The organism is Serratia sp. DFXYC6 (assembly GCF_057196085.1).
This window is the reverse complement of sequence record NZ_JBXUNV010000001.1, coordinates 2,257,881-2,273,804: the sequence shown is the minus strand read 5'-3', so window position 1 is coordinate 2,273,804 and position 15,924 is coordinate 2,257,881. Positions and strand designations below refer to the sequence as shown.

At 58.8% G+C, this 15,924-nt stretch carries 11 protein-coding genes; 9 read left to right on the top strand and 2 right to left on the bottom strand.

Annotated features, from left to right (window positions below):
* Positions 1–201: 201 nt before the first annotated feature.
* Complete coding sequence (ycaO, locus tag AC2CGQ_RS11190) at positions 202–1,965, bottom strand: 30S ribosomal protein S12 methylthiotransferase accessory factor YcaO (protein ID WP_004928282.1); 1,764 nt, start codon at positions 1,963–1,965, stop codon at positions 202–204.
* Positions 1,966–2,113: 148 nt separating this feature from the next.
* Here ycaO and ansB point away from each other — a divergent pair, with 148 nt between their 5' ends.
* The 9 genes from ansB to lpxK all read left to right on the top strand — a co-directional run bounded on the left by ansB (position 2,114) and on the right by lpxK (position 14,414).
* Positions 2,114–3,160 carry an L-asparaginase 2 gene (gene ansB, locus AC2CGQ_RS11185; protein ID WP_021504333.1) on the top strand — a complete coding sequence of 349 codons (1,047 nt, stop codon included), beginning with the start codon at positions 2,114–2,116 and terminating at the stop codon, positions 3,158–3,160.
* A gap of 302 nt (positions 3,161–3,462) precedes the next feature.
* Complete coding sequence (gene serC / locus AC2CGQ_RS11180; protein WP_004928275.1) at positions 3,463–4,548, top strand: 3-phosphoserine/phosphohydroxythreonine transaminase; 1,086 nt, start codon at positions 3,463–3,465, stop codon at positions 4,546–4,548.
* Between the two features lie 114 nt (positions 4,549–4,662).
* Positions 4,663–5,949, top strand: coding sequence for a 3-phosphoshikimate 1-carboxyvinyltransferase (gene aroA / locus AC2CGQ_RS11175; RefSeq protein ID WP_016928320.1), 1,287 nt, complete (start codon positions 4,663–4,665; stop codon positions 5,947–5,949).
* A 259-nt stretch (positions 5,950–6,208) separates the two neighbouring features.
* Positions 6,209–6,898 carry a (d)CMP kinase gene (gene cmk, locus AC2CGQ_RS11170; protein ID WP_004928270.1) on the top strand — a complete coding sequence of 230 codons (690 nt, stop codon included), beginning with the start codon at positions 6,209–6,211 and terminating at the stop codon, positions 6,896–6,898.
* 184 nt (positions 6,899–7,082) lie between these two features.
* Positions 7,083–8,756, top strand: a complete 1,674-nt coding sequence (gene rpsA / locus AC2CGQ_RS11165) for a 30S ribosomal protein S1 (protein WP_004928267.1) — start codon at positions 7,083–7,085, stop codon at positions 8,754–8,756.
* 62 nt (positions 8,757–8,818) lie between these two features.
* Complete coding sequence (ihfB, locus tag AC2CGQ_RS11160; protein ID WP_004928264.1) at positions 8,819–9,103, top strand: integration host factor subunit beta; 285 nt, start codon at positions 8,819–8,821, stop codon at positions 9,101–9,103.
* Between the two features lie 270 nt (positions 9,104–9,373).
* The gene (locus AC2CGQ_RS11155; protein WP_412034282.1) at positions 9,374–11,650 is read left to right on the top strand and encodes a ComEC family protein; all 2,277 of its coding nucleotides are present in this window, start codon (positions 9,374–9,376) and stop codon (positions 11,648–11,650) included.
* Between the two features lie 35 nt (positions 11,651–11,685).
* Positions 11,686–13,434: a lipid A ABC transporter ATP-binding protein/permease MsbA gene (gene msbA, locus AC2CGQ_RS11150; protein ID WP_015377329.1), complete on the top strand. Its 1,749-nt coding sequence runs from the start codon at positions 11,686–11,688 to the stop codon at positions 13,432–13,434.
* Positions 13,434–14,414 carry a tetraacyldisaccharide 4'-kinase gene (gene lpxK / locus AC2CGQ_RS11145; protein WP_015377330.1) on the top strand — a complete coding sequence of 327 codons (981 nt, stop codon included), beginning with the start codon at positions 13,434–13,436 and terminating at the stop codon, positions 14,412–14,414. The genes msbA and lpxK overlap by 1 nt, the downstream gene beginning before the upstream one ends.
* Positions 14,415–14,416: 2 nt before the next feature.
* Here the strand turns inward: lpxK and hglS are convergent, their stop codons facing one another.
* Positions 14,417–15,823, bottom strand: a complete 1,407-nt coding sequence (hglS, locus tag AC2CGQ_RS11140) for a 2-oxoadipate dioxygenase/decarboxylase HglS (RefSeq protein ID WP_004928247.1) — start codon at positions 15,821–15,823, stop codon at positions 14,417–14,419.
* Positions 15,824–15,924 lie beyond the last annotated feature (101 nt).

The following is a 15,924-nucleotide window of genomic DNA, read 5'->3' as shown; positions in this document are numbered from 1 at the left end:
TTAATTATCGGTTAATTATTATTTCACCGTCCGGCAACAATTGACGGTTTATTTATTTTTATGGTCGTTTAACCACCTATTTCCCGGCGAAAAAATAAAACCGAATGCGTTGAAATAAACCGCAAAATTGAAAACGCCGCAACGGAGTGCGGCGTTTGGCAACAGGGGTACTCCCAAAGTGGCAGTATCCCCTGATGATGCTTAGGCCTTGGCCCAGTGGCGGCGTTTGGCCGCCTGCAGCTTCTCGTAAGCCGCCAGCAGCGCCTGATGGGCCGGCAGCGCCTTCAGATCGGCATCGACGGCGAACAGCCCGTTGAAGCGCTCTTCACCGCTGATGGCGGCGGAGGCGGCGTCGACCGCTTCCTGGCCGTACATCTTCACGAACGCGGTATAGTACTGCGCCGCTTCGCGTTCAGGCTCCTGCGCCAGCAGCAGCAGCGTTTGCAGGCAGCGGTAGTAGTTGCTGCGCGCCGGGCTCAGCACCGAGGCGTTGAAGTCCTGCGTCCATTCGGTCCAGATCAGCGCCTGATCCAGATCGCCGCCCGCCAGCGCCAGCATCGACTTCAGCTCGCCCACGCGCAGGGTATACCAGGCGTTGTCTTTGCCGCTGGCAATGCCCAGCAGTTCGCGTACGCGGGTGAAATCGTCCAGCCCTTCGTCGTCCAACTGCTCGATCAGCGCCAGGTATTCTTCCGGCTCCCACTCGCTGCCCGGCAGCGCCAGCAGCGTATCGCGCAGGTGCGCCCCCATGCTGTTGTTAGCCAGCAGCAGGTCTTCCGCCGGGTAGATATCGGACATGCCCGGCACGATGATGCGGCAAGCGTAGACGCCCAGGTGCTCGTAGTCGGCGATGTACACTTCCGCGTCTTCCTTGTCGAAGATGCTCATCAGGGTGGCGAACTCTTCCTGCGTGCTGCCGCTGAAGTTCCAGTCAACGAACGGATAGTCCGCGTCCTGCTTGAACAGATCCCAGGAGATCAGGCCGCTGGAGTCGATGAAGTGCGTTTCCAGGTTGGTGTGTTCCGCCACTTCTTCGTCATCGAAGGTCGGCGCGGTGAACACGTCGAGATCTTTCAGGCTGCGGCCCTGCAGCAGTTCGGTTACCGTGCGCTCCAGCGCCACGCCGAAGTCCGGGTGCGCGCCGAATGAAGCGAAGCAGGTGCCGTTGGTCGGGTTGAACAGCACCACGCAGATCACCGGGTAGTTGCCGCCCAGCGAGGCGTCATAGGAGAGGATCGGGAAACCTTCCTCTTCCAACTTGGCGATGGCTTCCACCACGCCCGGGTAGCGGTTCAGCACCTCGTCCGGGATCGCCGGCAGGCTGATGGATTCGGCGATGATGCGGTTTTTCACATAACGCTCGAACACTTCCGACAGGCCCTGCACGCGCGCTTCGTTGGCGGTGTTGCCGGCGGACATGCCGTTGGAAACATACAGGTTGCCGATGATATTCATCGGGATGTACACGGTTTGCTGGTCGGACTGACGGGTGAACGGCAGCGCGCACACGCCGCGATCGGCGTTGCCGGACTGCAGATCGACCAGATCGCTGGCGCTCAGCTCTTGCTGCGGATCGTAGAAGGCGTGCAGACGTTCGTCGAGGATGCCGGCCGGCAGCGCGTCGTCTTCAGGGATCGGGAACCATTTCTCATTCGGATAGTGCACGAAGTCGCCTTCGGCGATCTGCTTGCCCAGATAGAAATCGGCGAAGAAGTAGTTGGTGGACAGGCGCTCGAAATATTCACCCAGCGCGGAGGCCAGCGCGGCTTTTTTGCTGGCGCCTTTGCCGTTGGTGAAGCACAGCGGGCAATCGCGATCGCGGATGTGCACCGACCACACGTGCGGCACCGGGTTCAGCCAGGAGGCTTCTTCGATGTTGAAACCGAGATCGCTCAGCTTCTGCTGGAAACGGGAGATGGAGTCTTCCAGGGCGGCGTCTTTACCGGGGATAAAAGTTTGCGTCATTGTCTTCACTTTTTGCGCGTACTAAAAACGCGCAATGATACGGGGTTTTACGCTGGAGCTCCACGTATTCCTAAAGCGGTGGCAAAGTCACAGTTTTTTTAAGGATAAAGACCATAATTCAGCAAGTTATCTGTCACGGAGAAATCTAATGAAATCAGTGAAACTCAGCGCGTTAACCCTCTTGTTGACCGGTGTCAGCGCCTCGGCGCTGGCGCTGCCCAACATCACCCTGCTGGCGACCGGCGGCACTATCGCCGGCGGCGGCGATTCGGCGACGAAATCCAACTATACCGCGGGCAAGCTTGGCGTCGAGGCGTTGGTCGATGCGGTGCCGGCGCTGAAGGATATCGCCAACGTGCAGGGGGAGCAGGTGGTGAACATCGGCTCGCAGGACATGAACGATCAGGTCTGGCTGACGCTGGCGAAGAAAATTGACGCCGACTGCGGCAAAACCGACGGCTTCGTCATCACTCACGGCACCGATACGCTGGAAGAGACGGCCTATTTCCTTGATTTGACGGTGAAATGCGACAAGCCGGTGGTGTTGGTGGGGGCGATGCGGCCGGCGACGGCGATGAGCGCCGACGGCCCGTTCAACCTGTATAACGCGGTGGTGACGGCGGCGGATCCGCAATCGGCCAACCGCGGCGTGCTGGTGGCGATGAACGACACCGTGCTGGACGCGCGTGACGTCACCAAGACCAATACCACCGCCGTGCAGACCTTCCAGTCGCCAAACTACGGCCCGCTGGGGTATATCCACAACGGCAAGATCGATTACCAGCGCTCGCCGCAGCGTAAGCATACCCGGGAGACGCCGTTCGACGTCAGCAAGCTGAACGAGCTGCCGAAGGTCGGCATCGTCTACAACTACGCCAACGCCTCCGATGCGCCGGCCAAGGCCCTGATCGCCGAAGGCTATCAGGGCATCGTCAGCGCCGGGGTCGGCAACGGCAACCTGTATAAAACCGTGTTCGACACCCTGGCGACGGCGGCGCACAACGGCGTGGCGGTGGTGCGTTCTTCGCGCGTGCCGACCGGCGCCACCACCGAGGATGCGGAAGTGGACGACGCCAAGTACGGCTTCGTGGCCGCCGGCACGCTGAATCCGCAAAAGGCGCGCATTCTGCTGCAGCTGGCGCTGACGCAAACCAAAGACGCGAAGCAGATCCAGCAGATGTTTAATCAGTACTGATCGTTTCCTCTCCTGCGGGGGCCATCCGGGCTCCCGCAGCCATGTTGGCTGAATACAGCATAAAACACCGCGTTAACCCGCTGAATTTCCCCATGTCACAGGGTTTTATCGTCCAAACAATCGCGACGGCCGCAGAGCCTGTCATCACCCGGCACGGCCGTTTGCCGCCGACGGGCGAATAAGCGTTGCAGCCATGGGGCGTGAGTGATAAAACCGATGGGTTGGTTAACGCGAGCGTTAACTTCGGGCGTCTTTTCGACAGGTCGCTTTTCTGCGGCGAACAGTGAATGTGGTGAGGGGAAATGACTCAGGTTTATAATTTTAGCTCTGGCCCGGCGATGCTGCCGGTGGAAGTGTTGCGTCGTGCGGAACAGGAACTGTGCAACTGGCACGGCCTGGGAACGTCTGTGATGGAGATCAGTCACCGCAGCAAAGAATTCATCGCCGTTGCCGAGCAGGCGGAACAGGATCTGCGCGATCTGCTGAAAGTCCCCTCCAACTATAAAGTGCTGTTTTGCCACGGCGGCGCCCGCGCGCAGTTCGCCGCGCTGCCGCTGAACCTGCTGGGCGACAAGGCCACCGCCGACTATATCGACGGCGGCTATTGGGCGCACAGCGCCATCAAGGAAGCGGAAAAGTATTGCGCCCCGAACGTCATCGACGTGAAAACCCGCATCGACGGCCTGAGCGGCATCACGCCGATGAAAGAGTGGCAACTGAGCAACGACGCGGCTTACGTGCATTATTGCCCGAATGAGACCATCGACGGCGTGGCCATCGATGAAACGCCGGACTTCGGCGACAAAGTGGTGATCGGCGATTACTCCTCGACCATCCTGTCCCGCCCGCTCGACGTCAGCCGTTTCGGCGTGATTTACGCCGGCGCGCAGAAAAATATCGGCCCTGCCGGCCTGACGCTGGTGATCGTGCGCGACGATCTGCTGGGCAAGGCGCGCAAAGAAGTGCCGTCTATCCTTGACTACACCGTGCTGGCCGAGAACGGCTCGATGTTCAACACCCCGCCGACCTTCGCCTGGTACTTGTCCGGGCTGGTGTTCAAATGGCTGAAAGAGCAGGGCGGCCTGGTGGAGATGCAAAAACGCAATCAGGCCAAGGCCGAGCTGCTGTACGCGACCATCGATAAATCTGACTTCTACCGCAGCCAGGTGGCGATCGCCAACCGTTCCTGGATGAACGTGCCGTTCCAGCTGGCCGATGCGGCGCTGGACAAGGTGTTCCTCAGCGAAGCCGAGGCTATCGGCCTGCAGGCGCTGAAAGGCCACCGGGTAGTTGGCGGCATGCGCGCTTCTATTTACAATGCCATGCCGCTGGCCGGCGTCCAGGCGCTGACCGACTTCATGGCCGACTTCGAACGTCGTCACGGTTGATTCCGGCAGCCCGCCAGGCGCGGGCGGCCTCAGGCTGTTGTCCTTTTGCATTAAAGCGGCTCCGGCATTATTCCGGAGCCGTTTCGTTTATCAGAATTGGAGAGTTTTGTTCACATGGTGGATTCCCTGACGTTACAACCGGTCGCCCTGGTCAATGGCACCGTCAACTTACCCGGCTCGAAGAGCGTTTCTAACCGCGCTCTGCTGCTGGCGGCGCTGGCGGAGGGAACGACCCGGCTGACCAACCTGCTGGACAGCGACGACGTGCGTCATATGCTGAATGCGCTGCAGGCGTTGGGTGTGAACTACCGGCTTTCCGCCGACCGCACCGTGTGTGAAGTGACCGGCGTGGCCGGGCCGTTGGTGGCCAACCAACCGCTGGAACTGTTCCTCGGCAATGCCGGCACCGCGATGCGCCCACTGGCGGCGGCGCTGTGCCTTGGTGAAGGCGACGTGGTGCTGACCGGGGAACCCCGCATGAAAGAACGCCCGATCGGCCATCTGGTGGACGCGTTGCGCCAGGGCGGGGCGCAGATTGATTACCTCGAACAGACCGATTACCCGCCAATTCGCCTGCGCGGCGGTTTCCAGGGCGGCGACGTCACCGTTGACGGCAGCGTTTCCAGCCAGTTCCTGACCGCGTTGCTGATGACCGCGCCCCTGGCGCCGCAGGATACGCAGATCCACATCAAGGGCGAGCTGGTTTCCAAGCCGTACATCGACATCACGCTGCATCTGATGCGCACCTTCGGCGTATCGGTGAGCCACGACAACTACCGGGTATTCCATATCCAGGGGCGCCAGACGTATATCGCGCCGGGCGATTACCTGGTTGAGGGCGACGCTTCTTCCGCCTCTTACTTCCTGGCGGCGGCGGCGATCAAGGGCGGCACCGTGCGCGTGACCGGCATCGGTCGCAAAAGCGTGCAGGGCGACACCAAGTTTGCCGACGTGCTGGAGAAAATGGGCGCGCGCATCACCTGGGGCGACGATTTCATCGAGTGCAGCCGCGGTGAACTGCGCGGCATCGACATGGACATGAACCACATTCCCGACGCGGCGATGACCATCGCCACCGCAGCGCTGTTCGCCGAGGGGCCGACCACCATCCGCAATATCTACAACTGGCGGGTGAAGGAGACCGACCGTCTGGCGGCGATGGCCACCGAGCTGCGTAAAGTGGGGGCGGAAGTGGACGAAGGCGAAGACTACATTCACGTCGTGCCGCCGGCCAAACTGCAGTTCGCCGAGATCGGCACCTACAACGATCACCGCATGGCAATGTGCTTCTCGCTGGTGGCGCTGTCGGATACGCCGGTCACCATTCTCGATCCGAAATGCACCGCGAAGACCTTCCCGGATTATTTCGAACAGCTGGCGCGCATCAGCCAGCCGGCGTAACCCGTCAAATCGTTTATTTTAAGGCCCCTTTGCGGGCCTTTATCGTTTTTAACCTTTGGCGACCGGCGTTTCTTCTATACTTTTTCGCGGTTGTGCGCTTATTTTCAACAACCGGATAGTTCCAGGGTAACAGATCGCCGTAGGGCAGCGTATAATACGCCACCGTATTTGCCCCTGATTGGGCAGGTGACAGAGCTCACGGGCTTCGAGTCGAAGCACGCCGTGTCTCTGTGAGGTTTTCTACCTGAAGGAGAGAGAAATGACGGCTACAGCCCCGGTGATAACCGTTGATGGACCAAGTGGCGCGGGCAAAGGCACGCTGTGTAAAGCGTTGGCCGAGTCCCTTGGTTGGCGTTTGCTGGACTCCGGCGCGATCTATCGCGTGCTGGCGCTGGCGGCGTTGCATCATCAGGTGGATATCACTTCTGAGGAAGCGCTGGTTCCGCTGGCCGCACATCTCGATGTTCGCTTCGTTGCCCAGGACGGCAAGCTGCAGGTGATTTTGGAAGGTGAGGACGTCAGCAATGAGATCCGCACCGAAACCGTCGGCAACACCGCGTCGCAAGCGGCTGCGTTTCCGCGCGTGCGCGAGGCGTTGCTGCGCCGCCAGCGCGCATTCCGTGAGGCGCCCGGCCTGATTGCCGATGGCCGCGACATGGGCACGGTGGTGTTCCCTGACGCGCCGGTCAAGATTTTCCTCGACGCCAGCTCGGAGGAGCGCGCGCACCGCCGCATGCTGCAGTTGCAGGAGAAAGGCTTTAATGTTAACTTTGAACGTCTTTTAGCCGAGATAAAGGAACGGGACGACCGTGACCGTAATCGGCCTATCGCGCCTCTGGTGCCCGCTTCTGACGCCCTCGTGCTGGATTCTACCAGCATGTCGATCGAAGAAGTGATCCGGCAGGCGTTGACGTATGCACAGAAAGTGTTGGCGTTGCCGCAGCAATAAGCGCGGCGGCGCTATTGGCTTTTTGTCATATTTGTCATAGCGGTATCGCAATATATCGGGTAAAATTTTACCCCTGTAACCTTAAACCCTGTCGGCATGGAGCCAATGGCGGGGTATGTGAAACAACCCCATTCGGCGGGACGCTAAATGGACGTTAAACTAAAGAACCCTGAAGATTAACAACATGACTGAATCTTTCGCTCAACTCTTTGAAGAATCCTTAAAAGAAATCGAAACCCGCCCGGGTTCCATCGTTCGTGGCGTCGTTGTTGCTATCGACAAAGATATCGTACTGGTTGACGCCGGTCTGAAATCTGAGTCTGCCATCCCGGCTGAGCAATTCAAAAACGCCCAGGGCGAGCTGGAAATCCAGGTTGGTGACGAAGTTGACGTTGCTCTGGATGCTGTTGAAGACGGCTTCGGTGAAACCCTGCTGTCCCGTGAGAAAGCTAAGCGTCACGAAGCTTGGATCACGCTGGAAAAAGCCTACGAAGAAGCTGAGACTGTAACCGGTGTTATCAACGGCAAAGTGAAGGGTGGCTTCACCGTCGAGCTGAACGGCATCCGCGCGTTCCTGCCAGGTTCCCTGGTTGACGTGCGTCCGGTACGTGACACTCTGCACCTGGAAGGCAAAGAGCTTGAGTTCAAAGTCATCAAGCTGGATCAGAAGCGCAACAACGTTGTCGTTTCTCGCCGTGCGGTTATCGAATCCGAGAACAGCGCTGAGCGCGATCAACTGCTGGAAAACCTGCAGGAAGGCATGGAAGTTAAAGGTATCGTTAAGAACCTCACTGACTACGGTGCATTCGTTGATCTGGGCGGCGTAGACGGCCTGCTGCACATCACTGACATGGCTTGGAAACGCGTTAAGCACCCAAGCGAAATCGTCAATGTTGGCGATGAAATCACTGTTAAAGTGCTGAAGTTCGACCGCGAGCGTACTCGTGTATCCCTGGGCCTGAAACAGCTGGGCGAAGATCCATGGGTTGCTATCGCGAAACGTTACCCAGAAGGCACCAAGCTGACTGGCCGTGTAACCAACCTGACTGATTACGGCTGCTTCGTAGAAATCGAAGAAGGCGTTGAAGGTCTGGTACACGTTTCTGAAATGGATTGGACCAACAAAAACATCCATCCGTCCAAAGTTGTTAACGTGGGCGACGTAGTGGAAGTGATGGTTCTGGACATCGATGAAGAACGTCGTCGTATCTCCCTGGGCCTGAAGCAGTGCAAATCCAACCCATGGCAGCAGTTCGCAGAAACCCACAACAAGGGCGACCGCGTTGAAGGTAAAATCAAGTCTATCACTGACTTCGGTATCTTCATCGGCCTGGACGGCGGCATCGACGGCCTGGTTCACCTGTCTGACATCTCCTGGAACGTTGCAGGCGAAGAAGCAGTACGTGAATACAAGAAAGGCGACGAAATCGCTGCTGTTGTTCTGCAAGTTGACGCAGAGCGCGAGCGTATCTCCCTGGGCGTGAAGCAACTGGCTGAAGACCCGTTCAATAACTACCTGTCTATGAACAAGAAAGGTGCTATTGTTACTGGTAAAGTCACTGCAGTTGACGCCAAAGGTGCTACAGTTGAATTGGCAGGCGGCGTAGAAGGTTACCTGCGTGCATCTGAAGCCTCTCGCGACCGCATTGAAGATGCAACTCTGGTTCTGAACGTAGGTGACGAAGTTGAAGCTAAATTCACCGGCGTTGACCGTAAGAACCGCGTTGTAAGCCTGTCCGTACGTGCTAAGGACGAAGCTGACGAGAAAGACGCCATCGCAACTGTTAACAACAAACAGGAAGAAGGCAACTTCTCTAACGCAATGGCTGAAGCTTTCAAAGCGGCTAAAGGCGAGTAATGACGGGGGGCGGTCGCTGACCGCCCCAATACGGTAGTTTAGCTGCAAAGCTTGGAGGTACTATGACCAAGTCTGAACTTATTGAAAGACTTGCTGGCCAGCAATCTCATATTCCGGCGAAGGCCGTTGAGGATGCAGTGAAAGAGATGCTTGAGCACATGGCCGCTACGCTGGCCGAGGGCGAACGCATTGAGATCCGCGGATTCGGCAGTTTTTCTCTTCACTACCGTGCCCCGCGTGTAGGCCGCAACCCGAAAACCGGTGACAAAGTCGAGCTGGACGGCAAGTACGTTCCTCACTTCAAACCAGGCAAAGAGTTGCGTGACCGCGCCAATATCTATGGCTAGTCGCTGACTGAGCATAGCGTTGTTGCTTGTAAAGAATATAAAACGGTGCCTGTAAGGCGCCGTTTTTTTTCGCCTGCGATTCTCCACGATACGCTTGTGAATTGCGTACTGCGCCGCATTTGCGGTGTAGTTGCTGCATAAACCTCTCTTACCCTGGCGCGCTCGCCGCATTCTCGCTAAAGCCCGCTGGTCGCGACATGCCGCTTGACTCATCCTGTTTGCCTGCCGTAACGCGCTTGTGCGCGTGGCGGGTGCGATGGGAGAAGAACGATCAAAATTTCGCTGGATCTGGCGATATTCGCCGTTATCTGCGGCATCTTGCCGCTGCTGATTTTACCGCAGTTGCCAGAACTATGGCTGCTGTGGCCGATGCTGTTTGTCGGCTGCTTGCTGTTGCGCGCGCGTTGGCCGTTCTGCCGCTATTTGGCCTGCCTGGGATTGGGATTCACATGGGCGGTTTTCAACGCCGGAAGCCTGCTCGGGCAAATGGAGCGCTTAACTCGCATGCCGGACGTGACGGCGGTGGTGCAGGTGAGCAGCGTCGCGCTGGAGCCCGCCGCCAGTAAACAGACGCTGATGCGCATCGAGCGGGTCGACGGTCATTGGTTGGCGCCTGCGCTGGCGTTTACCACGACGTGGGCTCCCGAACAGCAGCGGCTGTGCGCCGGGCAGCGTTGGCAATTGAAACTGCGCCTGCGGCCGGTACATGGCAAGCTCAATGAAGGCGGATTTGACAGCCAACGTTGGGCGATTGCCCAGCGCCAGCCGTTGACGGGGCGGGTCAGGCAGGCTCGTTTGCTGGATGGCGACTGCGGGCTGCGTCAGCGCATCATCAGCCATGCGGAAACTAACATCGGTGAATTGCGTTACAAGGCGGTATTGCTGGCGCTGGCGTTTGGGGAACGAACCGCGCTGGAGCAGGCTTTGCGCACGCTGATGCTGAAAACCGGCATCGCTCACCTGATGGCCATTTCAGGGTTGCATGTGGCGATGGTCGCCATTTTGTTCTGGGCCGCGTTGCGAGCGCTGCAGTTTTTTCTTCCCGCCCATTTGATTGGCTATCGCTTTCCATTGGTCGCAGGCTGGGTGGCGACGCTGATCTATGTTTGGTTGGTGGGCGCCCAACCGCCGGCGGTGCGTACCGCGTTGGCGATGACGCTGTGGATGCTGCTGCGCTTGCGCGGCGTTCATTGTTCTTCCTGGCAAGTGTGGCTGTGGTGTATCGGGCTGATTTTGCTGTGCGATCCGTTGGCGGTTTTGTCAGACAGTTTTTGGCTGTCGGTGCTGGCGGTGGGGTGTTTGATTTTTTGGTTTGAATGGGCACCGCTCAGCGAGCGATTTCGCTCGGCCTGGTATTGGGCGCCGGTACGCTGGCTGCATATTCAGTTGGGCATGACGTTGTTGCTGGTGCCGATGCAGGTCGCGCTGTTTTTAGGCCTGACGCTGACCTCGCTGCCTGCCAATCTTTGGGCTGTGCCCATCGTCTCATTGGTGACGGTGCCGTTGATTTTGCTGGCGGTGATCGGCGGCGTCTTCCCCTCGCTAAGTTACGGGCTTTGGTGGTTGGCAGATTTCACGTTGAGCGGGGTGTTTGTGCCGCTGCATTACCTGCAACGCGGTTGGGTGGATTTGGGGGCCGCCTCGCTGCTGGCCAGCATAGCGGGATGGCTTATCGTTATCTGCTGGCGCTTTCATTGGTGGTGGCGCTATGCGCCGGGGCTGGCGGCGGTGGCGATATGCTGCGTGTTGTGGCGTGGCAAAGCGCCGGACTATCGCTGGCGCGTCGATATGCTTGATGTCGGGCACGGGTTGGCGGTGGTTATCGAGCAAAACGGCAAGGGGATACTGTACGATACCGGCGATCGTTGGCCCACGGGCAGCGCTGCCGAACGGCATATCTTACCGATGTTGAACTGGCGGAATATTGAACTGGAGCAGATCATTATCAGCCATATTCACCTCGATCATATCGGCGGGCTGCCGGTGATGCGGCGGGCGTTTCCGCAGGCGACGGTGCGCAGCCCGATACGCGGGGAAGGGCACTTGCCCTGCATCGCCGGGGAGCGTTGGCGCTGGCAATCGCTGCAATTCGAGGTGCTGTGGCCACCGAAAACGCGCAAAAGGCCGGTCAATGACGACTCCTGCGTGATCCGCATCGACGATGGGCAATTCAGTTTGCTGCTCACCGGCGATGCGGAAAAGAAGGCGGAGGCGCAGCTGTTACGGTTGCGGCGCGATCGCTTGGCGGCTACGGTGTTGCAGGTGGGGCATCACGGCAGCAAGACGTCCTCGACGCCGCCGTTTCTGCGCGCGGTCAATCCCGAAGTGGCGCTGGCCTCCGCATCGCGTTACAACAAATGGCGATTGCCGGCGCGGAAAGTGGTCGCCAGATACCGGGCAAATGGCATCCAATGGCGCGATACAACGCGCTCGGGTCAGTTATCGGTACTTTTTTTCGACAACGATTGGCAAATTAAAGGCTTTCGCGAACAATTAATGCCCCGTTGGTACCATCAGCGGTTTGGCGTAGAGGGTGATAATGAGTAAAATAGGCCGCTATTTCTTCCGATGCTGGTATTTGCATGATGAATGATAAAGATCTCTCGACCTGGCAGACGTTCCGTCGACTCTGGCCGATGATCACTCCTTTTAAGACCGGGCTGATTGTGGCCGCCATTGCGTTGATTATGAACGCAGCGGGGGACACGCTGATGCTGTCTCTGCTTAAACCGCTATTGGACGATGGGTTTGGAAAAACCGACAGCAGCGTGCTGGTATGGATGCCGTTGGCGGTGATTGCGCTGATGTTGATGCGCGGCGTGACCAGTTTTGTTTCAAGCTACTGCATTTCCTGGGTTTCCGGCATGGTGGTGATGCAAATGCGCCGCCGCCTGTTTGGCCACATGATGAGAATGCCGGTGGCCTTCTTCGATCAGCAGTCCACCGGGACTTTGCTGTCGCGTATTACCTATGATTCCGAGCAGGTAGCTTCCTCCTCTTCCAGCGCGCTGGTGACCGTGGTGCGTGAAGGAGCCTCGATCATTGGCCTGTTCATCATGATGTTTTACTACAGCTGGCAGCTGTCGGTGATCCTGATCGTGCTGGCGCCGATCGTCTCCATCGCCATTCGCCTGGTGTCCAAGCGTTTCCGCAACATCAGCAAGAACATGCAGAACACCATGGGGCAGGTGACCACCAGCGCCGAGCAGATGCTGAAAGGCCATAAAGAAGTGCTGATCTTCGGCGGCCAGCAGGTGGAAACCGAGCGTTTTAACTCGGTGAGCAACCGCATGCGCCAACAGGGCATGAAACTGGTCTCCGCGTCTTCGATTTCCGATCCGATCATTCAGCTGATCGCTTCGCTGGCCCTGGCGTTCGTGCTGTTTGCCGCCAGCTTCCCAAGCGTGATGGAAACCCTGACCGCCGGCACCATTACCGTGGTGTTCTCGTCGATGATCGCGCTGATGCGTCCGCTGAAGTCGCTGACCAACGTCAATGCCCAGTTCCAGCGAGGGATGGCGGCCTGTCAGACGCTGTTCTCCATTTTGGATATGGAACAGGAAAAAGACACCGGCACCCGCGAAGTGAAGCGTGCGAAAGGCGATATCGAATTCCGCAACGTCACCTTCTACTACCCGGCCAAAGAAACGCCGGCGCTGCGTGATATCAACCTGAAAATCTCCGAAGGCAAAACCGTCGCGTTGGTGGGCCGTTCCGGTTCGGGTAAATCCACCATCGCCAACCTGCTGACGCGCTTCTACGATATTCAGGAAGGCGAAATCCTGATGGATGGCCACGATCTGCGTGAATATACCCTGGCCTCGCTGCGCAATCAGGTGGCCCTGGTTTCACAAAACGTGCACCTGTTCAACGACACCATCGCCAACAACATCGCCTATGCGCGCGAGAGCGAATACAGCCGCGAGCAGATTGAGAAAGCGGCGGAAATGGCGTACGCGATGGACTTCATCAACAAGATGGAAAACGGTCTGGATACGGTGATCGGTGAAAACGGCGTGATGCTGTCCGGCGGCCAACGCCAGCGCATTGCCATCGCGCGTGCTTTGCTGCGCGATTGCCCGATCCTGATCCTGGATGAGGCGACGTCTGCGCTGGATACCGAATCCGAGCGTGCCATTCAGGCCGCGCTGGACGAGCTGCAGAAAGACCGCACTTCGCTGGTGATCGCACACCGTCTGTCGACCATTGAGAAGGCGGACGAGATCCTGGTGGTGGAGGACGGCCGCATCGTCGAACGCGGTGAACACGCCGAGTTGCTTGAGCGCCAGGGCGCCTATGCGCAGCTGCACCGCATGCAGTTTGGTCAATAATGATTGAGCGCATCTGGTCCGGCGGTTCGTTGCTTTATCTGGCGCTATTGCCGCTCTCGTGGCTTTATGGCTTGTTCAGTTGGCTGATCCGCCTCAGTTACCGCTGCGGCCTGCGTAAAAGTTGGCGTTCGCCGGTGCCGGTAGTGGTGGTGGGTAACCTCACCGCCGGCGGCAACGGTAAAACGCCGATGGTGATTTGGCTGGTGGAACACCTGCAACAACGGGGCTATCGCGTTGGCGTGGTGTCACGCGGCTACGGCGGCAAGTCGGCGGTTTATCCGCTGGTGCTCGGTCAGAATACGTCGACCCGCGAGGCGGGCGATGAGCCGGTGCTGATTTATCAACGTACCGGTGCGCCTGTGGCGATCGCGCCCAAGCGAGCCGAGGCGGTGCAGGCCCTGCTGCAACAACAGCCGCTGGATGTGATCATCACCGACGACGGCTTGCAGCACTACGCTTTACAGCGTGACTTCGAGCTGGTGGTCATCGACGGCGTGCGTCGTTTCGGTAACGGCTGGTGGTTGCCGGCCGGGCCGATGCGTGAACGTGCCGCGCGGCTTGGCAGCGTCGATGCGCGCGTCGCCAATGGTGGCGTGGCGCAGGCCGGGGAAATTGCCATGCGCCTGCAGGCGCGTGATGCGGTGAACCTGCTGAGCGGTGAACGTCGCCCGGCGGCCGAGCTGCCGCGCGTGGTGGCGATGGCGGGCATCGGCCATCCGCCGCGTTTCTTCGCGACGTTGGAAAAGTTGAACGTCGAAGTCGTGCAGGAAGTGGCGTTTGCCGATCATCAGGAATATCAGCAGGAACCGCTGGCGGCGTTGGTTAATGCAGATCAAACGCTGTTGATGACGGAGAAGGACGCGGTGAAGTGTCGCGCCTTTGCCCAGCCCAATTGGTGGTATTTGCCGGTTGATGCGGTGCTACCGTCCGCTCAGGCTGAGCAACTGCTGCAGGATATCGAGTCCCTGCTGACTAAGTAATCTCAGGATGCCAGCGTGGCAAGCCCCAGGGCTTGCGCGCAGGCTTCCAGCGAACGCTGCTGGGTTTGCTGATACAGCGCCAGCTCGTCGATCACCTCACTGCCCAACGCTTGTTCAAACGCTGCCCGGCTGGAAACCGCGTTGTACTGCGCGTGGCGGCTGTCCCCCAGATTCGACTGGAAAATCCCCGCCGCGCTGACCGGCAGAAAATCTTCATACACCAGAGGCTGGAAGCGAACGTGTTCTTTCTCGATCAGCTGTTCCAGGGTGCTGTGCTTGTCCAGCGACTCTTTGGCCGCCAGGCCGCATTCGGTCGGGAAATAGCGGAACCAGGCTAGCTGTTGCTCACGCAGCGTGGCGTAATCATCCGGAAACGCCCGGAAGTTTTCCTCCAGCAGTTGATAGTAGCGCTCGGCATTCTTCTCGCTCGGCGGCGCCTGCAACGCATCGTTGGTCGCCTGCAGCAAACGGTCGTAAAGTTCGCGTCCTTTAGGCGTTAGCGCCACGCCGCGTTGTTCGATCTCGCCGAAGCGCGCGGTATGGTGACCGGCGATGGCGTGGCCGTCGTGCTCAACGAAATCGACGCTTTCTTCCAACGCTTTGAAGCTGGTTTGGCGCAGCAGGATCGCGCGGCGGCGGCGCGGCGGGCCCTCGATGACCGCTTTGGGCGTAATACCGCGGCCGGGCATCGCTTGCTGAACGCGATCGATATCCAGCGTACGTGGTGTCAGGTGGTTGATATGCGGCCCTTTAAACGCCACTACGTCGGCGATCAGGCGATGCTGATCGTGCAGCTGCCGGTATTCTTCGGCGCTGACCGTCGCCTGGTTATGCCAGCGGAAGGTTTCCAGCGCTTGTTCGACAAATTCTTGCGCCTGCACTTCATTCAGCCCGCCTTGCGCTTCCTGCAGCGCCATCAGCTCCAGCGCGCGATCGGTAAAGATACGGCGGCGCGCCAGCAAGCGCTCGGCCAGCGCACGCAGCGCGGGATCTTCTATCAGTTCCAGGCGCAGCAGGGAGGTGAACACGCGGAAAGGACTGATCTGCAGCGCGTCTTCGTGTATGGCGCGAAAAGCGGTGGAGTGCACCGGAACGCCCGCCACCGACAGGTCATAGTAACCGACCGGCGCCATGCCCATTACCCGGAACAGGCGGCGCAGGGTGGCCAGTTCGTCCGCCGTGCCGACCCGGATCGCGCCGTGGCGCTCCATGGCCAGGCGTTCGATCTCGCCGGTGATTTGCAGTTGATGAGCCAGTGCGGCATCTTCGCGTAGAACCTGCCGGTTGGTTTCCGCCACCAGCTCCAGCAGATCGCCGTACAGCGGTACCTCTTTTTGATACATGTCCGACATCGCGTGAGAGAATCTGGCGCGGATTTCATTAGGTGAAACGAACTGCTGGGCGGTCATGCGCATAGCTCCTTGATTCAGCATAATCTGAAAAATCGTGTTTTTAGCGGCAAAAGTGCTGGCGAAAAAGCCGTCTGCCTTGTTTTCCCCTCAAGTTTAGC

Excerpts from the sequence above, each read along its gene's own strand:
- ycaO (WP_004928282.1), bottom strand. The coding sequence starts at position 1,965 with ATGACGCAAACTTTTATCCCCGGTAAAGACGCCGCCCTGGAAGACTCC.
- ansB (WP_021504333.1), top strand. The coding sequence starts at position 2,114 with ATGAAATCAGTGAAACTCAGCGCGTTAACCCTCTTGTTGACCGGTGTC.
- serC (WP_004928275.1), top strand. The coding sequence starts at position 3,463 with ATGACTCAGGTTTATAATTTTAGCTCTGGCCCGGCGATGCTGCCGGTG.
- aroA (WP_016928320.1), top strand. The coding sequence starts at position 4,663 with ATGGTGGATTCCCTGACGTTACAACCGGTCGCCCTGGTCAATGGCACC.
- cmk (WP_004928270.1), top strand. The coding sequence starts at position 6,209 with ATGACGGCTACAGCCCCGGTGATAACCGTTGATGGACCAAGTGGCGCG.
- rpsA (WP_004928267.1), top strand. The coding sequence starts at position 7,083 with ATGACTGAATCTTTCGCTCAACTCTTTGAAGAATCCTTAAAAGAAATC.
- ihfB (WP_004928264.1), top strand. The coding sequence starts at position 8,819 with ATGACCAAGTCTGAACTTATTGAAAGACTTGCTGGCCAGCAATCTCAT.
- msbA (WP_015377329.1), top strand. The coding sequence starts at position 11,686 with ATGATGAATGATAAAGATCTCTCGACCTGGCAGACGTTCCGTCGACTC.
- lpxK (WP_015377330.1), top strand. The coding sequence starts at position 13,434 with ATGATTGAGCGCATCTGGTCCGGCGGTTCGTTGCTTTATCTGGCGCTA.
- hglS (WP_004928247.1), bottom strand. The coding sequence starts at position 15,823 with ATGACCGCCCAGCAGTTCGTTTCACCTAATGAAATCCGCGCCAGATTC.